The 15,461-nt window shown below is 68.1% G+C and carries 13 protein-coding genes and 1 pseudogene; 5 read left to right on the top strand and 9 right to left on the bottom strand.

What is annotated here, in order from left to right; genetic code table 11:
- Window positions 1-117: 117 nt before the first annotated feature.
- The 3 genes and pseudogenes from EES42_RS04240 to EES42_RS04230 all read left to right on the top strand — a co-directional run.
- A pseudogene (locus tag EES42_RS04240) lies at window positions 118-267 on the top strand (DUF255 domain-containing protein); the annotation flags it as partial.
- A gap of 64 nt (window positions 268-331) precedes the next feature.
- Window positions 332-481 (top strand): hypothetical protein, encoded by a 150-nt coding sequence (locus EES42_RS44575; protein ID WP_164495161.1) that lies wholly within the window; start codon window positions 332-334, stop codon window positions 479-481.
- A 522-nt stretch (window positions 482-1,003) separates the two neighbouring features.
- On the top strand, window positions 1,004-1,246 hold the full coding sequence (locus tag EES42_RS04230; RefSeq protein ID WP_124716723.1) for an RNA polymerase sigma factor: 243 nt from the start codon (window positions 1,004-1,006) through the stop codon (window positions 1,244-1,246).
- A 55-nt stretch (window positions 1,247-1,301) separates the two neighbouring features.
- Here the strand turns inward: EES42_RS04230 and EES42_RS04225 are convergent, their stop codons facing one another.
- The 4 genes from EES42_RS04225 to EES42_RS04210 all read right to left on the bottom strand — a co-directional run bounded on the left by EES42_RS04225 (window position 1,302) and on the right by EES42_RS04210 (window position 6,027).
- Window positions 1,302-3,227 carry an AAA family ATPase gene (locus EES42_RS04225; RefSeq protein ID WP_124716722.1) on the bottom strand — a complete coding sequence of 642 codons (1,926 nt, stop codon included), beginning with the start codon at window positions 3,225-3,227 and terminating at the stop codon, window positions 1,302-1,304.
- Window positions 3,224-3,787: a hypothetical protein gene (locus tag EES42_RS04220; protein ID WP_124716721.1), complete on the bottom strand. Its 564-nt coding sequence runs from the start codon at window positions 3,785-3,787 to the stop codon at window positions 3,224-3,226. The genes EES42_RS04225 and EES42_RS04220 overlap by 4 nt, the downstream gene beginning before the upstream one ends.
- Window positions 3,784-5,157, bottom strand: coding sequence for a hypothetical protein (locus tag EES42_RS04215; RefSeq protein ID WP_124716720.1), 1,374 nt, complete (start codon window positions 5,155-5,157; stop codon window positions 3,784-3,786). The genes EES42_RS04220 and EES42_RS04215 overlap by 4 nt, the downstream gene beginning before the upstream one ends.
- A 303-nt stretch (window positions 5,158-5,460) precedes the next feature.
- Entirely contained in the window at window positions 5,461-6,027 is a 567-nt protein-coding gene (locus EES42_RS04210) for a Uma2 family endonuclease (RefSeq protein ID WP_124716719.1), read from the bottom strand.
- A 231-nt stretch (window positions 6,028-6,258) separates the two neighbouring features.
- Here EES42_RS04210 and EES42_RS04205 point away from each other — a divergent pair, with 231 nt between their 5' ends.
- On the top strand, window positions 6,259-8,286 hold the full coding sequence (locus tag EES42_RS04205; protein ID WP_124716718.1) for a thioredoxin domain-containing protein: 2,028 nt from the start codon (window positions 6,259-6,261) through the stop codon (window positions 8,284-8,286).
- Between the two features lie 33 nt (window positions 8,287-8,319).
- Here the strand turns inward: EES42_RS04205 and EES42_RS04200 are convergent, their stop codons facing one another.
- Window positions 8,320-8,952, bottom strand: a complete 633-nt coding sequence (locus EES42_RS04200) for a TetR/AcrR family transcriptional regulator (protein WP_206433359.1) — start codon at window positions 8,950-8,952, stop codon at window positions 8,320-8,322.
- A gap of 51 nt (window positions 8,953-9,003) precedes the next feature.
- Complete coding sequence (locus EES42_RS04195) at window positions 9,004-9,702, bottom strand: PAQR family membrane homeostasis protein TrhA (protein ID WP_124716716.1); 699 nt, start codon at window positions 9,700-9,702, stop codon at window positions 9,004-9,006.
- A 250-nt stretch (window positions 9,703-9,952) separates the two neighbouring features.
- Between EES42_RS04195 and EES42_RS04190 the strand changes: the two genes are divergently transcribed.
- Window positions 9,953-11,785: a phosphoenolpyruvate carboxykinase (GTP) gene (locus EES42_RS04190; protein WP_124716715.1), complete on the top strand. Its 1,833-nt coding sequence runs from the start codon at window positions 9,953-9,955 to the stop codon at window positions 11,783-11,785.
- 161 nt (window positions 11,786-11,946) lie between these two features.
- Here the strand turns inward: EES42_RS04190 and EES42_RS04185 are convergent, their stop codons facing one another.
- From EES42_RS04185 to EES42_RS04175, 3 genes are read right to left on the bottom strand one after another with little or no spacing between them, the layout of a single operon-like run.
- Window positions 11,947-12,588 carry a hypothetical protein gene (locus EES42_RS04185; protein WP_241196235.1) on the bottom strand — a complete coding sequence of 214 codons (642 nt, stop codon included), beginning with the start codon at window positions 12,586-12,588 and terminating at the stop codon, window positions 11,947-11,949.
- Window positions 12,575-14,218 carry a vWA domain-containing protein gene (locus tag EES42_RS04180; RefSeq protein ID WP_124716714.1) on the bottom strand — a complete coding sequence of 548 codons (1,644 nt, stop codon included), beginning with the start codon at window positions 14,216-14,218 and terminating at the stop codon, window positions 12,575-12,577. Before EES42_RS04180 ends, EES42_RS04185 begins: the two co-directional genes overlap by 14 nt.
- Window positions 14,215-15,432, bottom strand: coding sequence for a toxic anion resistance protein (locus EES42_RS04175; RefSeq protein ID WP_124716713.1), 1,218 nt, complete (start codon window positions 15,430-15,432; stop codon window positions 14,215-14,217). Before EES42_RS04175 ends, EES42_RS04180 begins: the two co-directional genes overlap by 4 nt.
- Window positions 15,433-15,461 lie beyond the last annotated feature (29 nt).

The raw sequence follows: 15,461 nt of genomic DNA, 5'->3' as shown, positions 1-15,461 counted from the left end.
CACTCGTCCCCAAGGCCAGCCGGCGGTTCCGGGGCAGTGGGACCCCGACCCGGCCGAGAGTGGCGGGCTCGGGCGGGTTGCGGTGCTCGCGTCAGACCCTGTGGGAGGCTGACCCGCATGAACCGGTTGGCTGGTGCGACCTCGCCATGTCGGCTTCAGCACGCTGACAACCCGGTCGACTGGTGGCCGTGGGGACCCAAGGCGTTCGAGGAAGCAAAACGGCACGATGTTCCCGTTCTGCTGCCAGTTGGATACTCTGCGTGTCACTAGCGGCAGGGCGTGTGAGTGGCCAGGCAGTCATGGCCTGGGGTGTGTCAGGGGCGGGAGTCGCGTGGATACGTACGATGAGGACCTGAACGCAAGTATCGACGCCTGGGTGGAGGCCAAACTGGCCGCTTCGCCCGAGTGGGGGCCCGAGAAGATCGCCAGTATCCGCCAGTACTTGGAGGGCAGCGCACCCGCTGTCGCCGCTGAGGAGTAGGGGGCGCGGAGCCGCATTCTGCGGCCCACGCCACAGTCAGGATTGCGTGGCGGAGTGGCAGGGGGTGGGCCGCCACGGGGCTGCGACAGGTTTCCCGATCCGGCAGCAGCCCCGTGGGGCCAGAGTGGCGGTGACGGGAGTGGTCAGCACCCGCCGCCCGTGGTCGAGTGTGAGGACTACAGGGCGGGTGCGCCGAGGGTGATCAGCTACGGCGCGGCCAGGGTAGACCCAGGCGCCGGGGCGGCCGACCGTATCTGGGTGCACTGCGGCTTCATCGGCACTGGCATGTGCATCCCGCCCAAACTCGGGACCTGGGCCCTCTTGCCTCGTCCGCCGTCATGAGGCGCCGGTATCCCAAGCTCGACGCCTACGCTGAAGACATCGCGCAGGAAGCTTTCGTCCGGGTCGCACACCACTGGGACCACCTTGCCGCACCCCGCGCCTACGTCACGAAGGTGGCCTGCAATCTCGCCGTCGACCACCTGCGAAGCCGGACCTTTGAGGGACTCTGTTGATCGCGAGATGCTTGAGACGATTGCTCCGGAAGCGGACGAAGACTACGACTCCATCAACCTGATGCAGTTGATCGAGTCGGCCATCGCCGCACTGCCAGCTAGACAGAGATCATTTCTGCTGCTTACGGCAACTGGCCTTCATGCAAATGAGATTGGCGATCACCTCGGTGTTGCAGCGAACACATTCCACGTCCATCTCCACCGCGCTCGCGCCCGCCTGCAGAAGGCGCTTGAGGCTGAGGGCGGGTGACTTGATTTTCGTTCGCCCGAAATGAACTTGCCTGTCGGAGACGGCGGGGATTCCCTTAACCAGCCGTAGCGCCCAACGGCTTAACGCCTCCCTTTCCAGGGTGCTTCACGGAACTAATTGTTGGCTTCGCGTAGCTGAAGGCGATCTCGGCATAGTCCTTTCGGTATACCGCTGGCAGAGCGTGGTCGGCAACGATTATCTGAACTCGTCCGGAGTTTGCCTCGGCCAGGGTCACCAACCTCCGGTAGAGACCGGAAGTGAGATCCTGTTCCTCGTTCAGGGCAAGGCGAGGGCTGTCGAGAAGCAGGAAAGTCGGGTAAGGGACGCCCCTCTCCCGAAGAGCGACCGCGAGCAGAGCAGTCCAATAGGCAACCTGTGTGGCAGTTACGATGCCGCCACCCCGGGAGAAGTGCTTAAAGGGTTTCCCGTTAAGCAGTGGCAGGTAGTTGGTTTCGTGAATGCTGGCTTCCTTAACTCCAGGAATTTGCAGGTCTGATACAACGCGATTGAACTCCTTGGAAATCTCGCCAACGATGTACCTTCGCCGCTCCTGGAGTTCCGAATCTTTCTGCTCGATTTCCCGGACGGTTCGCTCGTACTTCTTCCGGAGTTCGTCTTCCACGTTTGCCAGATCTGCAACCCGGTCCCATTGCTGCAGGACATTCTCAAAGTACTTCTGCGCGACCCGCGAGGCTGCGATTTTCTCGGAGATGTCGCTGTACGCTTGAAGCCGCGGGCTTACGCGGTTGGCTGTCCGTGTGTCGATCGCGGCCTCAAGGTGTCGAACAAGATTTTGGCGGTCCAGGATCAACTGCCGTGCATTCTGTGTCTGCTGGTCAACGAAGGCCAGCTGCTTTTCCATTTCTTCCATCTGATCCATGAGTTGCACGGTTTCGTACTGATCGAGCTCATCCGTCGATGCTGCTTCATCCGGAAGCAAGCACAGTCGGCAGTGCCCATGGGGCACCTCGCGGGTTTTCAGTGCCTGCATACAGCGGGGACAGGTGGTGAACTCGATCTGTGCCAACCTCTCGCCCGCGTCGCGCATTCGGTTCAGGCGAGCCAGGTCAGCATTTACCCGACGGCGTTCGCCGGAGAGCTCCTCTGCTTGCCGGCCGAGGAAAACCGCCGTGCTACGTGCATCAGCGAGACTTCGCTCAGCCTCGCTGAGCAGGTCGCGGAGCGCCTGCGTTTCGCGATCGGTGACGGGATCGATATCGTCCCTGAGCTGTGTCCTCTGTTCCTCTGCCTCTCGCTGAGAATCGAGGGCTTTCTCGCGTTCCTGCTCCGCCTCTTCCTTGCTTTGCGTGTTGCTGTCCCGCAAGAATTGGAGAATCTTCTTGTGGTGATCTGAGGCTTCTTCGACCATCCCCTTGAGGGTGTTCGCCTCTGAACGCTTGTCGAAGAGCTCCGGATCGGCAAGCGCAAAAATGAGCTCAAATACTGCCTTGCGTTTCGGCTCGAGATACGAGTCTTGGCTTCTCGCGATGTCTCGGTTTATTTCTGATTGGGGGACGTACATGTACGTGAAGATGTCTGCGAATGTAATCCGCGACCCAGCCTTCGTGCTGCGGCCAGTCTGTGCAGCGGCACGCATGTCAGTCGGAAGCCCTAGGCTCGTCATGAGAAGAGCGTTAAGGCTGCCATCCTCGCCCGACTTAACCTGATGATCTCGAAGGCGCTCGCCGGTCACGAGATCTGTGACGCGAACGTTGTTCCTTTTTTGCGGGTCAAGACTTCGAGAGAGGCGGAACCTGCTTTCACCGACCGAGACTTGAAGCGAGAGGTCTAGAACGTTTTCCGTTACGACGGGGGCTAGCTGGCCGTCGCCTCCTAGGCCCCACTTGATCAGTTCGAGAAGCGTGGTCTTGCCAACACCCGTGGGGCCGGCCAGGACTGTCAGATCTGACGGGAACTGATACTGCACAGGTCCCTCAGTAGAATGGATCTCTACCTTCTCGAGGCGAAACTTAGTAGTCACTGAATGACCTCCCTGTGTGGGCGGTTCATTAGATCGGCCAGCCGCTCATAGATGAGGTCCTTCAAGGTGTTTCCGGTCATGTCTGCAGAGGCTTCTGCGACGGCGTCGCTGCGTTCCTTAATAACCGCCCATGCTTCTGTGGCAGCCAAATCTGCCACAAGTCGCTTACCCGACGGCGTCGGAACCAACGCCACGCTTCCTCTGCGGCCCTTTGCGTAGCGAAGAAGGCCGCGTCCTACCAGTGCGCCAATGACTGCGTAGTAGCGGTCATCCCAAGGGCCGTATTTGTATCGAGTCATCGGTGCCTCAACCTCGGTTGGTGCCGCTAGTTCCTCAGGGGCCAGAGCCAGACGTTGATCTCGCGGATCAAGCAAGTCGAGCACTGTGGAGGCCAAGGCGGGATAGCGCAACAGGAAGTCGAGCTTCGCCAGTTTTGTTAGGCCATCGAGCTTGCCGCTGTGGCCAGTGGTGCCGGCCACGGAGGTCACGAGGATAAGGACCCGTGTTTGGTGATAGGCGAGGTCCTCGCGCAGCAGGGCGCGGTCCAGGGCGTCGTTCATGAGATCTGCCCCTGTCCTCGCTGGATGGCCTCGATGGCTTGGTCTACGTCGAAGCGGTCACTGAACCACACCTTGCACTGGCTGCTCAGATCGCAGATTCCCCCGAGCAGCAGCTCGCTGTCTATCCCGTTTGGCAGCTCGGCTGGCGGTGAGGCCGCGAGAAGGTGTTGTACGGCCTTCCAGAACGCTGGCCCTCGAGGTACTTCTGAGAGTGTGGTTTGGGTTGCTTCGTCGCTGATGCGCAAGAGGTAGCGATCGAGGCGTGCTTGAGCCACTCGGGCGGTGGGGTTGCCGCTGCGCTCATCACGCCAGAAGTCCCTGTACTCCTGAGCTAGGTGCTCAGCTCGTTCGATGCTGTTGTCCGGACACTGGCCTGCCTGCATCTTCACAGCGAGCTTGGTGGTTCGCTGAAGACGGGGAAGTGGCCGATAGCCGTGAGGCTGGGAGATGGCAGTCCTGACCGCCAGGTCGATGTCGTCAAGTGTGACGATTCGGTTTAGGAGGGAGCGCTCCAACTGGGCCGTGTTCGGTGATGTGGCGCCAACCCGGTAGGCGAGTACGGCGGGCAGCTTGCCCGTCGGGATGGGTCCTGCCTTGCGCATGCGTGCGTAGAAGATGTCATGCACAGCTGCCCAAATCGACTCAGGGTCGATCGGAAGGCCCAAGCGGTTACATAGCGGGCGTGCATACATGTTTGCGGCGGCGAACTCGAGCTGGCTGCGGAGAGGCTTCTCGGCCTCGACATCAAGCACAGCCATAAATCGGACAACCTGCGCGATCTCCACATCGGTAGGAGGCGGCATAGGTTTTGCGGCTGGTGCCCAACTTGAAGGCAGTTCCTTGCAGTACGACCGCAGGGCCTGGCAGAGGTCCGCAACGGATGTGCGGTGATCATCGGGCACGTCCAGGGGCTGACGTGTCATGCGAAGCTCTCTCAGCTTCACCCAGGCCTTTTCGAGCTTCTGCGCGTCGGACGACAAGCCAAACGTCGTCACGAGTCGACAAGTGACGGTCTCGTGCAGTGCGTTCCAACGGCCGAAGAGGTGAGCCACGCCGCCGGCGTCGGCAAGGGCGTTGACCGTCGTGAAGGGACCTGTGGTTACGTCTCGGTGCTTGGCCGAGACCAGTTCAACCGCGTCACCGTCGACCGCTGCCCAGTCTTCCTGCAACTCGCAGACGATGCGACTGTCGATGTCCTTGGACGGGCGTCCATCGCCGTCGAGCGAGTCCAAGTACAGACGAAGGCCGTCGGCTGCTGCCATCGAGGCCTGCCAGTTGTACCGGTCGAGGGTGTCTGCACCCGAGTCATCGAGCTGAGGCTCGGAGAACAAGCGCTGCCGCGCACTCGGCACCCCCACCAGCGACTCCACTGTCACCCCCACGCGTGCGCTAACTCTGCGTACTCGTGGCGGATCAGTCAAGACCGCCGCATGCGCACGGATGTACCCATGCGGCGACGCTGCTGGTCAGGCAACAAACCGACGTTGAGAACGAGTTCAGCGAACTGAAGAGAGATGTCACCAAAGCGACACGGCCTGCGCGGGACACGCGGAATGCCGAAACAACACCGGTCCGGGCCGAGCTGGGGACCGATGCCCAGAGGCCCCCGGTTGCGGACATGCCTTAGCCCGCAGGACACGGAGGCGCCGAGGGCGCGGGCGATTCCTTGTTGCTCACAGGGCCCCGAGGTCGACCGTGACAGGGAATGGCGCGGTGGCCTTCACGGTGCCGGTGAACACCTCGCCGTCCCGGTAGGCCCTGGTGGCTGGGTCGAGGACGTAGGTGTAGACGATCGGAACGCCGGTGGCGGACTGCTCGATGCGCCAGTAGAAGGGGATGCCGGCTTTGGCGTACTGGTCCACCTTCACGATCCGGTCGGTGGTCTCCGAACCGGGCGACACGACTTCGACGACCAGGAGTACGTGCTCGGGGCGGGTGGGCGTGAGGTCGATGGTCTCCGCCCGGTAGACGGTGACGTCCGGTCGGCGGTTGATGAGTGGAACGTCCTGCAGGCGGACGTCGAAGTCCGTGTCGGCGTTCCAGTCCGGGCCCGCGGCGGCGTCCAGGGCATTGGCCAAGAGCCGAGCCAGCCGGTTGTGCCGCTTGGAGGCGCTCGGGCTCACGACGACCATCCCGTCCACGATCTCGATGCCGGCGCACTGCTCCTCGGACCAGGAGTCGTACTGTTCCGCGCTGATCTGCGTGTGCATCCACGCGGGCGCCACCATCTCGGCGGTCATGAAGTACCTCCTTCGAGGATGCGGTGCTGCTCGACTCAGCGTACTGCCCGCTTCCAGTCGGGCACCGGCTTTAGGCCGGGGCAGAACCTCCAGCGTCCGCAGGGCGGCCTGGGTGCAAAAGGGGCGATCCGCATTCACCACGTGATGGCGCATGAGTGCAAATCGGCCAAGTAGGGCGGGGGCTTCCGGGTCGAACCGGCAGGGCCGTGTCGGCGTGAGAGGCTGGGTCGTATGAACCGGTTGGCTGGTGTGACCTCGCCTTATCTGCTTCAGCATGCCGATAATCCGGTCGACTGGTGGCCGTGGGGACCCGAGGCGTTCGAGGAAGCGAAACGGCGCGATGTACCCGTTCTGCTGTCGGTCGGATACTCTGCGTGTCATTGGTGTCACGTCATGGCGCACGAGAGCTTCGAGGACGAGGCCGTCGCCGCGTACATGAACGAACACTTCGTCAACGTCAAGGTGGACCGCGAGGAGCGCCCCGACGTGGACGCCGTCTACATGGAGGCCGTGCAGGCCGCCACCGGGCAGGGCGGCTGGCCCATGTCCGTCTTCATGACGCCGGCCGGGAAGCCCTTCTACTTCGGTACGTACTTCCCGCCCGAGCCCCGGCACGGGATGCCGTCCTTCCGGCAGGTGCTCGAAGGCGTCCACAGCGCCTGGACGGACCGGCGCACGGAGGTCGGGGAGGTCGCCGGGAAGATCACCCGCGATCTGGCGGAGCGGCAGCTGGAGCACGGGGACGGCGGGCTCCCCGGCGAGGCGGAGCTGGCACGGGCGCTGCTGGGCATCAGCCGGGAGTACGACCCGGAGAGCGGCTGGCTCGGCTCCGGCGACACCAGGTTCCCGCCGGGCATGACGATCGAGTTCCTGCTGCGCCACCACGCCCGGACGGAGTCCGCGGGGGCGCTGGAGATGGCCGAGGGGCTGTGCGGGGCCATGGCACGGTCGAGCCTCTTCGACCAGCTGGGCGGGGGCTTCCACCGGTACGTGCTGCGCCAGCGGCCCGGGGGCACCCTGGTGCCCCACTTCGAGAAGATGCTCTACGACAACGCGCTGCTCTGCCGGGTCTACGCGCACCTGTGGCGGACCACCGGCTCGGAGCAGGCCCGCCGGGTCGCCCTGGAGACCGCCGACTTCATGGTCCGCGAACTGCGCACCGCCGAGGGCGGTTTCGCCTCCGCGCTCGACGCCGACAGCGAGGACGGCGACGGACGGCACGTCGAGGGCGCGTACTACGTGTGGACGCCCGCACAGCTGCGGGAGGCCCTCGGCGACCGGGACGCGGCCTTCGCCGCGGAGTACTTCGGGGTGACGGAGGAGGGCACCTTCGAGGAGGGATCCTCGGTGCTCCTGCTCGCACCGGAGGGGGCCGGGGCGGACCCGGACCGGGTCGCCCGGGTGCGGGCCGCGCTGCTCGCCGCCCGTGGACCGCGCCCGCACCCGGGCCGGGACGACAAGGTGGTCGCCGCCTGGAACGGCCTGGCGATCGCCGCGCTCGCCGAGACCGGGGCGTACTTCGACCGGCCCGACCTCGTCGAGCGCGCCACCGAGGCCGCCGACCTGCTGGTCCGGGTGCACATGGGGGCCGTCGCCCGGCTGGACCGTACGTCCAAGGACGGGCGCCCCGGCGGGCACGCCGGGGTCCTGGAGGACTACGGCGACGTGGCCGAGGGCTTCCTCGCGCTGGCCGCGGTCACCGGCGAGGGCGTCTGGCTGGAGTTCGCCGGCTTCCTGCTCGACATCGTGCTCCAGCACTTCACCGGCGAGGGCGGCCTGCTGTACGACACGGCGGACGACGCCGAGCAGCTGATCCGCCGCCCGCAGGACCCCACCGACAACGCGACCCCGGCCGGCTGGACGGCGGCGGCCGGGGCGCTCCTGTCGTACGCCGCGCACACCGGCTCCGAGGCCCACCGAACCGCCGCGGAGAGCGCGCTCGGCGTGATCAAGGCGCTCGGGCCGCGCGCCCCCCGGTTCACCAGCTGGGGTCTCGCCGTCGCGGAGGCGCTGCTGGACGGGCCGCGCGAGGTCGCCGTCGCCGGACCGGTCGGCGGGGAGCTGCACCGCACGGCGCTGCTGGGTACGGCGCCGGGCGCGGTGGTCGCGGCGGGGGAGACGGGCGGCGCGGAGTTCCCGCTGCTCGCGGACCGGCCGATGGTGGGCGACGCGCCGACGGCGTACGTGTGCAGGCACTTCGTGTGCGACGCGCCGACGACGGACGCGCAGGAGCTGGCGCGGAGTCTCGGCGGCAGGTGACGTCCGCCGGGTGACCGGGGGCCCGGCCCCCGGTCAGAGCCTCAGACCGCCCTCCAGGATGTCCAGGGCCCGGCCGGTCATCGCGACGAGGTCGCCCTCCTGGCCCTGCTCGCCCCAGCACAGCGTCACCTCGCGCAGCGTGCCGAGCACCGCCGCGACGAACACCCGGACCGCCAGATCACCGGGCTCGCGGCCGGTGCGGGCGGCGAGCGCGTCGGCCAGCGCCCCGGCCGTGTCCGACATGCTCCCGGCCGTCCGGGCCCGGACGGCCGGCACCTCCACCATCAGCCGGGTCCGCTGCCGCAGCTCCTGCTCCCCGGTCGCCAGGAACTCCGCGAGCACCTCGGCCAGGACGTGCCGGAGCGACTCCAGCGGCGGTTCCCCGGCCGGGCGGCCGCGCAGGGCGGCCGCCAGCACCCCGTCGTACTCGTCGGTGAGGACGATGTCCTCCTTGGCCGGGAAGTACCGGAAGACGGTGCTGGGCGACACCTCGGCCGCCGCCGCGATCTGCTCCACCGTCGTCGCCTCGTACCCCTGCTCGGCGATCAGCCGGTACGCGGCCTGCCGGATCGCGATCCGGGTCCGGAGCTTCTTCCGCTCGCGGAGCCCCGGCTGCGGCGGCGTTCCCGGAGCGGAAACGGAAGGGGTACGGGAGGTGACGGCCATGGCGGTCATTGTCCGGCATCGGCGGGGCGCCGGCACCGGCCGGGGCGCTGATCAGTGGTGGTTGTAGGCGACCAGCGAGATGCCGACGTAGTGCACCACGAAGGCCGCCAGGGTCAGCGAGTGGAACACCTCGTGGAAGCCGAACCAGCGCGGCGAGGGGTTGGGCCGCTTGATGCCGTAGATGACGCCCCCGGCGCTGTAGAGCAGCCCGCCGACGACGACCAGCACCAGCACGGTGATCCCGCCGGTGCGCATGAAGTCCGGCAGGAAGAAGACCGCGGCCCAGCCCATCGCCAGATAGCAGGGCGTGTAGAGCCAGCGCGGGGCGCCGACCCAGAACACCCGGAAGGCGATCCCCGCCGCGGCGGCCGCCCAGATCGCCCACAGCAGCGGTGTCCCGGTGGACTCGGGGAGCAGCAGCAGGGTCAGCGGGGTGTACGTGCCCGCGATGATCAGGAAGATGTTGGCGTGGTCGAGCCGACGGAGCACCGCCTCGCCGCGCGGACCCCAGGTGCCCCGGTGGTAGAGCGCGCTCACACCGAACAGCAGGCACGCGGTCAGGGTGTAGATGCCGCAGGCGATCCGGCCGACGGAGCTGTCGGTGAACGCGATCAGCACCACCCCCGCGACGATCACGGCGGGAAACATCCCGGCGTGCAGCCAGCCGCGCATTCGCGGCTTCACCGGGACGGGATCGGACTCGGCTGGTTCCAGCCCGGCGGTCCCGGGCGCGGCGGCGGCAGCAGTCATTCCCGCATCGTACCTACGCGACCGTAGGTACGGCCTCCCCCCTTGGACGTAACCGACCCGTGGATGTAACCGATACGAGTGGCAATGCTCACGTGTGCGCCCCCCTGGACATATGGGCGAAACGGTCGGATGATCAAATGAGTGCGGTCGGCACCGGATGAGCGCCAACGGGATTCGAAGGGGTAGAAGCATCCGGGTCGCAGCCCCCACGGGGCAACTACCAAACAGACACCCTCAACAAGGAGCGATCGTGGCGCGCGACATCGCGGCTCCCCTCACCGTCCCCACCGATCACCAGGAGCTCGTCTCCTGGGTGAACGAGATCGCAGCGATAACCGAGCCGGACCAGGTGGTCTGGTGCGACGGCTCCGAGGCCGAGTACGAGCGCCTGTGCGGGGAGCTCGTGGCCAAGGGCACGTTCACCAAGCTCGACGAGGCCAAGCGCCCGAACTCGTACTACGCCGCGTCCGACCCGAGCGACGTCGCCCGCGTCGAGGACCGTACGTTCATCTGCTCCGAGAAGGAGGAGGACGCCGGTCCGACGAACCACTGGAAGGCCCCCGCCGAGATGCGGGAGATCTTCACCGGTGAGAACGGTGTCTTCCGCGGCTCGATGCGCGGCCGCACCATGTACGTCGTCCCCTTCTGCATGGGCCCCGTCGGCTCGCCGCTCTCCGCGATCGGCGTCGAGATCACCGACTCCGCCTACGTCGCCGTCTCGATGCGCACCATGACCCGCATGGGACAGGCCGTCCTGGACGAGCTGGGCACCGACGGCTTCTTCGTCAAGGCCGTCCACACGCTGGGCGCGCCCCTGGCGGAGGGCCAGGAGGACGTCCCGTGGCCGTGCAACACCACCAAGTACATCTCGCACTTCCCCGAGGACCGCGAGATCTGGTCCTACGGCTCCGGCTACGGCGGCAACGCCCTGCTCGGCAAGAAGTGCTACGCGCTGCGCATCGCCTCCGTCATGGCGCGTGACGAGGGCTGGCTCGCCGAGCACATGCTGATCCTCAAGCTCACCCCGCCGCAGGGTGAGGCTGAGGCCCCCAAGTACATTGCGGCGGCCTTCCCGTCGGCCTGCGGCAAGACCAACCTCGCCATGCTGGAGCCGACGATCCCCGGCTGGACCGTGGAGACCATCGGCGACGACATCGCCTGGATGCGCTTCGGCGAGGACGGCCAGCTGTACGCGATCAACCCGGAGGCGGGCTTCTTCGGCGTCGCGCCCGGCACCGGTGAGCACACCAACGCCAACGCGATGAAGACCATGTGGGGCAACTCCGTCTTCACCAACGTCGCGCTCACCGACGACGGCGACGTGTGGTGGGAGGGCATGACGGAGACCGCTCCGGCCCACCTCACCGACTGGAAGGGCAACGACTGGACGCCCGCGTCCGACACCCCGGCCGCCCACCCCAACGCCCGCTTCACCGTCCCGGCCGGCCAGTGCCCGATCATCGCCCCCGAGTGGGAGGACCCGAAGGGCGTGCCGATCTCGGCGATCCTCTTCGGCGGCCGCCGCGCCTCGGCCGTCCCGCTGGTCACCGAGTCCTTCACCTGGCAGCACGGTGTCTTCCTCGGGGCCAACGTGGCCTCCGAGAAGACCGCCGCCGCCGAGGGCAAGGTCGGCGAGCTGCGCCGCGACCCGTTCGCCATGCTGCCGTTCTGCGGCTACAACATGGGCGACTACATGAACCACTGGGTCAAGGTCGGTGCCGACAAGGACCAGGCCAAGCTCCCGAAGATCTACTACGTGAACTGGTTCCGCAAGAACGACGCGGGCAAGTTCGTGTGGCCCGGCTTCGGTGAGAACAGCCGCGTCCTGAAGTGGATCGTCGAGCGCCTCGAAGGCAGGGCCGAGGGAGTCGAGACCCCGATCGGCATCCTGCCGGCCAAGGGCTCCCTCGACACCGACGGCCTGGACCTCTCCGAGTCCGACCTGGACTTCCTGCTCGACGTCGACAAGGAGATCTGGCGCGAGGAGGCGGCGCTGGTCCCCGACCACCTCAACACCTTCGGCGACCACACGCCGAAGGAGCTGTGGGACGAGTACCGCGCGCTGGTCCAGCGCCTGGGCTGATGCCCCCGGGCGCACCCACGCGCGGGTGCGCCCCGCACACCCCCGCGGCCGGGCCTCGGACATCCGCCCTGACCTGTGGGGTCAACAGCCCGCCGCGGTACGGCCCCCGGAATCCCCTCACGATTCCGGGGGCCGCCCCTTTTCCGCCCTTCCACCGGGCACTACCCGTTCCGGCCCCGGTCCTCCAGATAGCGGGTGTGGGTCTGCTGCCGGCGGGCCTCCGCCTCCCGCAGTGCCGTCGCCAGTTCCTCGACCTCCCGGTGCAGCAGTGCCAGCTGCCGTTCCAGATGGCGCTCGGGCGGCTCCGTGCCCGGCACCATCCGGGTCCACGGGCGGATCCGTACGAACGCGTCGACCGACTCCAGGATGTCCCGGCGCACGGCACGCGCCAGGACGTGCACGCCCTCCGGGTCGGCGGCCAGCGCCTCGGCCACCGGTCCGGGGGCGAGCAGCCCGTCGAGCAGAGCGGTCAGCTCGGTGAGCCGGCCGGACGCGGCGGGCGGCAGCTCCACCTCGTCCAGATACCCGCACAGGGCCACGTAGTCGGTCCGCACCGCGTCCAGCTGGGTCGACGGATCGGGGAAGACCGGGACCGCTGGCCGCTCGGGCGGCGCGATCAGCGCGCCCGCGCCGTACAGCCCGACGACCACCACCGGCCAGTACGCCCCGGCGAGGCCGGTGAAGGTGAGGGCGAGACCGGCGATCCCGCAGGCGCTCCCGGTGAGGTTCTTCCGCGACTCCAGGTACGCCAGCACCCGGTTGGGTCCGCCTCCCGGTCCGTCGGGCGGGTTACTGGTATCCACGGATCTCCTCGAAGGCGCCGTCCAGCGAGCCGGGCCCCTGTTCCCTCGTCGCGTCGAAGAGCCGGCCGCCGGTCAGCGCGGCGATCCGGTCCAGCTCGCCCCGGTCCGAGTCGCCGAAGAGGACCGGGAAGACCGGGGTGGCCCGACGCGCGGCCGGCAGCGCACGGTAGTAGGAGCTGAATCCGGCGGCCGTGTCGCCCGTGGTGTTCTCACCGTCCGTCATCAGCACGATCGAGGTGAACGCGGACTCGGTGCCGTCGCCGATCTGCTCGTAGGCCGACTTCAGGCTCGAATAGACCGCCGTCTCGCCACCGGCCGTCAGCGCGGCCGTGTCCGACTTGATGGCCGCCAGGCCCTGCCGCGGATCGGCCGGGTCGACCGTGTGCGTACGGACCTGCTTCACCGACGAGCCGAAGGGCAGCAGCGTGACCTCCTCCCGTTCCCGGAAGTCCCCGGTCAGCCCGGTCAGCGCCGCCTTCAGCGCCTTCAGCCGGTCGCCCGCCATCGAGCCGGAGGTGTCCAGTACGTACACGGTGCGCGAGGGCCGCCGGAGCTTGTTCTCGTAACTGTGCAGCAGCCCGTCGGCCACCGACCGCGAGCCGGGAAACGGCAGTTCGCGACGCGCGTCGGCGGCGAGCGGCGCCGCGGGCCGCACCGAGGGAACGACCGGGCGGCGGAAGGTGTCCCGGGTCAGCTTCCGCTGGGCGTCCGGGGTGCGCAGATACGCGGTCAGCGCGCGGACCGAGTCCTTCGCCTCGGGAGCGGCGGCGGCCAGCGCGCTGAGCGGGTAGTCGGCCGTCACCACCCCGTCGCGGGGGCGGATCACGGTCAGCCCGGTGTGGCTGTCTCGGTTCAGCGAGAGCAGCACCGACTCGTAGTTGATCAGCGCGTCGACATTGCCGCGCCGGGCGTACGCGGTGGCCAGCCAGCCCGAGGAGCCGGAGGTCAGCCGCTGCCCCGCGAAGAACTCCTTCAGCTTCCCGCTCGCGCCCCGGACATCGGCGTCGGTCAGCGCGGACTGCGCGCCCGAGAGCCCGGAGGCGACCGAGACCAGCGCGGAGAAACCGGAGTTGGAACGGTCCGGATCGGTCATCCCGTACGTCAGCCGGCCCTCGGCGACCGCCCGGTGCACCTGCGGCCAGGTCACGTCCGAGGGCTTCCAGCCCAGCCGCTTCACGGTCGCCGGACGGACCCCGAGGGCGACTGGAGAAACCATCAGCGGGGTCTCCGACGTGATGCGCCTCGCCGCGTCCGGGCGCAGCCGCAGATAGTCGTTGGACGACAGCCAGACCGCGTCGTACGCCCCGTCCGCCTTCCCGGAGCCGAGCAGTTCGACGGCGTCCAGCGTGCCGGTCCAGGTGGGCCGCACGGTGATCCCGGTGGCCTTCCGGGCCTCCTCCAACAGGGGCTTCATGTCGGCGAGTTCACTGGAGGCGAGGATCCGCAGCGTGCCGGCCCGCGGCTTGCCGTCGTCCCTTCCGGCCCCGCCGGACGCACCGCCCGGCGCCCCGTCGTCCGAGCTGGAGCAGGCGGCGAGCGGGGCGAGCACGGCGACGGCCAGCAGCGCGACCAGCGAACGCGCGACCCGGCGCCGAAGCCGTCTCAGCCGCTGCCGGGGACGGTGCGTCATCCGAGACCACCGCTCTCCAGGGCGCCCGCCGACCGGCTGCGCTCCAAGTGGGCACCGGCCTGCCGGAGTTCGGAGGTCAGCGACTCCACGGTCGCCGCCATCGACTCGGTGGCCTGCGCCTTGTACGTGTCGATGGCGTCGAGCGTCCGGTAGATCTGCTGGAACGCGGTACGCAGCGTCTCCGCGCTCACCGCCGGATCGGCGGCGATGCGCTGGATCTCGCCGCTCTGGCCGGCGAGCATCTCCGCGTTCCCGCGGATCAGGTCCTCGGTCGTGGAGCGCAGCACCTGCACCTGCTCGGTCACCTTGCGCTGGTTCTCCAGCGCCGAGGCGAGCATCACGGCGATCCGCAGCGCGGAGACGGTGGTGGTCGCGGCCCGGTCGACGCCCCTGATGAGCTCGTCGTTGTTGCGCCGTACGACGTCCATCGCGAGGTAGCCCTGGGCGCAGACCGCGAGCTGGGTCAGCAGGTCCTGGTGCTTCTGCCGTACGGGGAAGAGCACATCGGCCCGCAGCGCGTCCGCCTGCGCCGGGTCGGTGGCCGCGGCCTCGGCGATGCGCTGCTCGACGGCGCCGTCCAGCGCCTCGGTGAGCACCACGTACTCCTGGAGCTTGCCCATGGTCTCCCAGAGCCGGGTGCGCTCGGTGTGCAGGGCGGCGTTGTCGCGGCGCAGTTCGTCCTGCCCGCCGCGCAGCGAGCCCACGATCCGGTTCAGGGTGGCCTGCGAGGAGGCGTACTTGGCGACGTGGTCACGGATCTTGTTGCCGCCGGGCAGCCTGGACAGCAGCCGGCGGGCGCCGCGGCCCGGGGTGTCGCGCGGGTCGAGGTCCTCGACGGTGCGGCGCAGCTCGACCAGGGACGATCCGACCTTGGACTGCGCGTCCACGCCCCCGGAGCCGGCCAGCGAGCGGACGGTGCGGTCCAGCATCCGGTTGGACTGCTGGGCGGCGCTGCGGATGTCGCCCTGCCCGAGCGCGGCGATCTCCCCGATCCGGGTGGTGAATTCGGGGGACCGGGCGTCGAGCCCGGAGAGGGCACCGATGTACTCGGTGGCACGGCGCGTCATCTCCGTGCGCACCGATTCGTCGACCGGCACGAGACCGGCCGCCTGCTCGGTCCGGACCGGGGCGACCGGTTCCGGCGGGGTGAGGACCAGCGGCGGGGCGGAGTCGCCCGGCGGGGTGAGACTGAGCGGCTGCGGCTCTTCGGTCATGGCTGAGGTCTCCAGGAAGGCGTGTGTGG

Origin of the sequence: Streptomyces sp. ADI95-17, assembly GCF_003846175.1 — a bacterium.
Taxonomy (GTDB): Bacteria; Actinomycetota; Actinomycetes; order Streptomycetales; family Streptomycetaceae; genus Streptomyces; species Streptomyces sanglieri.
The sequence above is the reverse complement of the archived record's forward strand: the minus strand, read 5'-3'. Positions and strand labels throughout refer to the sequence as shown.

Excerpts from the sequence above, each read along its gene's own strand:
- EES42_RS04230 (WP_124716723.1), top strand. The coding sequence starts at position 1,004 with ATGCTTGAGACGATTGCTCCGGAAGCGGACGAAGACTACGACTCCATC.
- EES42_RS04220 (WP_124716721.1), bottom strand. The coding sequence starts at position 3,787 with ATGAACGACGCCCTGGACCGCGCCCTGCTGCGCGAGGACCTCGCCTAT.
- EES42_RS04210 (WP_124716719.1), bottom strand. The coding sequence starts at position 6,027 with ATGACCGCCGAGATGGTGGCGCCCGCGTGGATGCACACGCAGATCAGC.
- EES42_RS04205 (WP_124716718.1), top strand. The coding sequence starts at position 6,259 with ATGAACCGGTTGGCTGGTGTGACCTCGCCTTATCTGCTTCAGCATGCC.
- EES42_RS04200 (WP_206433359.1), bottom strand. The coding sequence starts at position 8,952 with ATGGCCGTCACCTCCCGTACCCCTTCCGTTTCCGCTCCGGGAACGCCG.
- EES42_RS04195 (WP_124716716.1), bottom strand. The coding sequence starts at position 9,702 with ATGACTGCTGCCGCCGCCGCGCCCGGGACCGCCGGGCTGGAACCAGCC.
- EES42_RS04180 (WP_124716714.1), bottom strand. The coding sequence starts at position 14,218 with ATGACGCACCGTCCCCGGCAGCGGCTGAGACGGCTTCGGCGCCGGGTC.
- EES42_RS04175 (WP_124716713.1), bottom strand. The coding sequence starts at position 15,432 with ATGACCGAAGAGCCGCAGCCGCTCAGTCTCACCCCGCCGGGCGACTCC.